3 protein-coding genes are annotated in these 4,033 nt (G+C 58.6%); 2 read left to right on the top strand and 1 reads right to left on the bottom strand.

The features are described from left to right. Nucleotides 1–1,243: 1,243 nt before the first annotated feature. Nucleotides 1,244–2,116: a 3-methyl-2-oxobutanoate hydroxymethyltransferase gene (panB, locus tag D6B98_RS39395; protein ID WP_164719168.1), complete on the top strand. Its 873-nt coding sequence runs from the start codon at nucleotides 1,244–1,246 to the stop codon at nucleotides 2,114–2,116. A 13-nt stretch (nucleotides 2,117–2,129) separates the two neighbouring features. After that, a complete protein-coding gene (panC, locus tag D6B98_RS39390) occupies nucleotides 2,130–2,969 on the top strand; it encodes a pantoate--beta-alanine ligase (RefSeq protein ID WP_126262231.1) in 840 nt (279 codons plus the stop codon). Nucleotides 2,970–3,212: 243 nt separating this feature from the next. Here panC and D6B98_RS39385 read toward each other — a convergent pair whose 3' ends face one another. Next, complete coding sequence (locus tag D6B98_RS39385) at nucleotides 3,213–3,416, bottom strand: hypothetical protein (protein WP_126262230.1); 204 nt, start codon at nucleotides 3,414–3,416, stop codon at nucleotides 3,213–3,215. Nucleotides 3,417–4,033: the final 617 nt, after the last annotated feature.

Below are 4,033 nucleotides of genomic sequence, written 5' to 3'. Positions count from 1 at the left end.
GCACGGCAGCCTAACCCCGGCAGAGGCTCCACTTATCGACGCGGATATTCTGTTCAGACAACCGGGGCCAGCTCACTTTAAGCACTTGCTTTAATCGCTCCTGATTCAACTCGCGCAGTAATCCTGCGGACTAGCTATGAAAGCGCAGCATTTAGCTGAAATGCCGGACGAATTGTCTCAATCACGATAGAGAAATCCACTATCTTGAGGAAATTCTCGGCGAAGCATTCTGCGGAAAGTACTGCTTCGCGAGTAGCCGCACATCAGAGTCAAGGCTCTTTGATGGCTGTGAGACCAGGGAGACGGACCGCCGGGCGGCCGCACCGTTGGTGCGTGCGAGGTGCTGCCGTGAGGGGCAGCGGGGCTTCCCAAGTAGATGTTTGACAGGAGGCGAGAAATGCACGTTTGCTTCCGGAATTCCCTCGACGATTCAGCCGCATGCTGCGCGATATGCGGTGGAAAGTTTGGGCTGATCCGCCATTACTGGTGGCGAACGGCCCTTTGCTCCAAGAAATGCGTCAATCGCTTCAAGGCGCGACGGGAGGCCGATCAGAAATGGCTTCGATGGTTGCGAGCGGCTTAGGACTCGGCCGAGCTGTGCCGGTACCGCCCCGGTCAGACTTGTTGCGAATTCGAGTGGCCCTAGAGCGCGTGGAAATCAAGTGACAGAAGCATCGGCACAAATAATCGACTTCAGGGCCTACAGGGCCGGCAGGCTGGCTCGGTCTGAGCGCCTTCGCGACGACGTCTACTCGACCGCGGCTCTCGCTGCGTTCACAGCGGCCTGTCAGCTTTGGACGTTCCTGGCCTGCCATCCGTTCGCTTTGCTCGGCGCGCTAGCGCCGAAGCAGGAGCCTCACGAGTACCCCTAGGGGCAGGCACGGAGGTGGGCCCCCAAGACGGAGTCCCCACTGCGCGCATCTCCAGCTCGGTCCGGTCGAGCCGTCACCGTTTGGAGAGACTGCAATCAGCCCAGAAACGCGTGCAGATGGTGGCTCGTCGCGAGCGCCGCTCCTCGATCGCGGCTCCGGCCGGCATAGTCGCTGAAACTGTAGGGGAAGACGAGCCATCGGGTGGTGAAATCGCGATGAGGAAGGTCTTGGCTCATGGTTGCGCGACCATTGGACTGTTTTTGCGCTGTTCTCCAGTTTTAGAGAACTGGGATCTCCATCCTCAATGCCATTGACAGGCTTCTCCCGCCTTCTCTAGGAAGCGCCGACGGTGTGTGGGGAGCGGATTCAATATGAGCCACAGTTCAGAGCAGCCTCTAGAACGTGTCACGATTCCGGCACTGCAGCAGTGGAAGGATGAAGGACGTCGTGTCGTGATGACCACCGCCTACGATGCGGTTGCGGCGCGCATCGCGGATCCCATTGTCGATATCATCCTGGTCGGCGATAGCGTTGGAAACGTCTGTCTGGGATTCGACAACACGCTGCCCGTCAGCGTGGCCATGATGAATCATCACCTGGAGGCTGTTGCGCGCACGAGGCCTCATGCCCTGCTTGTGGCCGACATGCCCTTTCTGAGCTTTCATGTCGGTTCTGAGGATACCATTCGCAATGCAGGAGGTTTTCTGCAGCGTGGCGCCGATGCTGTGAAACTCGAGGGTGGTGCCAAACGCGTCGAGATGGTACGCGCCTTGGTCGATTGCGAAATTCCTGTGATGGGACATCTCGGTCTGACCCCGCAGAGCGTCAACGTCATGGGTGGATTCAGGGTGCAGGGAAGGACAACGGATACCGCCTTGCGGCTGCTCGATGACGCGCACCGTCTGCAGGAAGCCGGCTGTTTCGCTTTGGTCCTGGAGGGAATCCCTGCCGAGCTCGCGGCGCGAGCGGCCCAATTTCTCACGATACCCACCATCGGGATCGGAGCAGGACCCGATTGCTCGGGCCAAGTGCTCGTGTTCCATGATGTTTTGGGGCTAACCGAAGGCCACCGCCCCAAATTCGTTCGTGCCTATACAAATGGATTCCAGCTGTTCCAGGAGGCGCTATCGCGCTGGGCTGCCGATATTCGCAAAGGTGCATTCCCGGGCTCAGAGGAGTGCTATCGGCTTCCTGATCAGCTTCGCGATGCCATCGCCAATTGGGTGCCCTCCAATTCAACCTGAAGCAAGGTAAGAAATGCAAGTAATTACGAAGCTCGCTGAGCTGCGTCGGGCCCTTGCAGACGTCCGCAACGCCGGTAAGCGCATTGGGTTCGTTCCGACGATGGGATACCTGCACGATGGCCACCTGTCCCTGATCTCGGCTAGCCGTGGACACTGCGACGTCACTGTCGTTAGCATCTTCGTCAACCCCACTCAGTTCGGCCCAAATGAGGATCTCGGCAGGTACCCTCGCGACTTCGCGCGCGATGAAGCCTTGTGCCGTAATGCCGGCGTCTCCATCATCTTCGCGCCAGGTGCAGAGGAGATCTATCCGGCTCAGTTCGAGACCTTAGTCGAGCCGGGCGAACTCGCAAAACCGCTCTGCGGAGGTTTCAGGCCGGGACATTTTCGTGGTGTTGCGACTGTCGTCTGCAAGCTATTGAACATGGTGCAGCCGGACGTCGCGTACTTTGGACAGAAGGATTTTCAGCAATGCGCTGTGATACGCCGCATGACGGTTGATCTGAATCTTCCGGTCGAGATTGTCACCGTGAAAACCGTGCGGGAGCCGGACGGGCTGGCAATGAGCAGTCGCAACCGTTATCTCAGCCCGGAAGAGCGCGGTCGGAGCCTTGCGATCAGCCGTGGCTTGTTCGCCGCAGCGCAAGAGTTTGCCTCAGGGGAGCGCGACGCGGCAACGCTGATTGCGCTTGCAACAAAGCATTTGGAATTGGTCGATCGATTACAGTACCTTGAGCTTGTCGACGCTGGGACCCTCAGGATTGCCGAGAGCCCGCTGCGCTATCCGGCGGTGCTCTGTGTCGCAGCGTACGTCGGCTCGACTCGGTTGATCGACAATGTAGTCCTGAGCTAGCCCGTAGCCAGATCCGCAAGCGACTGCGCTCAGAAGCAGTCGAACCCGATCAGCTGGCCCTGAAATCCTCAACATCCTGAATAGAGCTCTCGAACACGATCCGAAACTGCTCCTTTGCGTCCTGAACGACTGCCCCACGCTCGAGCACCTGATGTCGGTTGATTGGCTCTGCCGCTGACAAGTGGAGCGTGACGGGGCCGCTCACACTGCCGAGAGCAGCCAAGCGCGGGGTCGCTTTTCGTACTATGACTTCGGCGGCTCAACCAGACGTTCGGGGCCATTCTGACCGCTTTGCGCGCTTTCTACGACGTGGCGCAAAGCAATTTCAGAAAGTCGTACAACCAGCTGTTTGAGGCGCGCAATCTCCTGCCTGCAGCGCTCCAGCTCGCACTGTTCGGCCGTCATCACAGATGTTGTGCGACGTTGGCTGCTGCCAAGATGATTCATGTAGCTCCCTTTCCGATTCGACAAACTCAGCAGAAAGTCTGAACAGCCCAGTCGCTTCTCTTCGCTGAACGAGGCGCCTCGCCGTCAGATCGAAGTTTTCACTTGTAGCCCGCGGCGGGCTGGTTTGCTAGCTCACTCCCCTGCAAAGGGCTCGCGCCCAGATCGCTGATGCGACCGCACTTTCGGCGACGCCATCTCGCTGGCTCATGCTCAGTTGCAGTAATGGCTCAAAATGTGGCCGTGGAATGTGCCGCCCTTCGGCTGCGTGCGATCGCTCTGGGCGGAACTGTAACAAAATCGCAATATCAAATAGTGCAAGGAGCCGCGCTCTCGCGATCAAATCCTGCATTACGGCGACGCCCCCGATGAATTGTCACACAACGTTCGCGTGCTCGTGCTGGAGTACTTCGGCTACACCAATGCGACTGCAAACGGGCATTGCCAAGGAGGCTCGCTCAAAATCGTGTGCTGCCACTACGTGCGATTAATCAATAGCCACACGCCCATGACCATGAGATTGCTGCACGATCGCGAACCGACCTCTGAGCTGGTCCCGCAAATCTGAACAGCGCGATAAGTGGAGTTTCTGCCTGACGGCGGGCAAGATTGACCCGCGA

Origin of the sequence: Bradyrhizobium sp. LVM 105, from assembly GCF_003957705.1 — a bacterium.
Taxonomy (GTDB): Bacteria; Pseudomonadota; Alphaproteobacteria; order Rhizobiales; family Xanthobacteraceae; genus Bradyrhizobium; species Bradyrhizobium frederickii.
The sequence above is the reverse complement of the archived record's forward strand: the minus strand, read 5'-3'. Positions and strand labels throughout refer to the sequence as shown.

Bases quoted from the DNA above. Each gene is read 5' to 3' on its own strand.
- panB (WP_164719168.1), top strand. From the start codon at position 1,244: ATGAGCCACAGTTCAGAGCAGCCTCTAGAACGTGTCACGATTCCGGCA.
- panC (WP_126262231.1), top strand. From the start codon at position 2,130: ATGCAAGTAATTACGAAGCTCGCTGAGCTGCGTCGGGCCCTTGCAGAC.
- D6B98_RS39385 (WP_126262230.1), bottom strand. From the start codon at position 3,416: ATGAATCATCTTGGCAGCAGCCAACGTCGCACAACATCTGTGATGACG.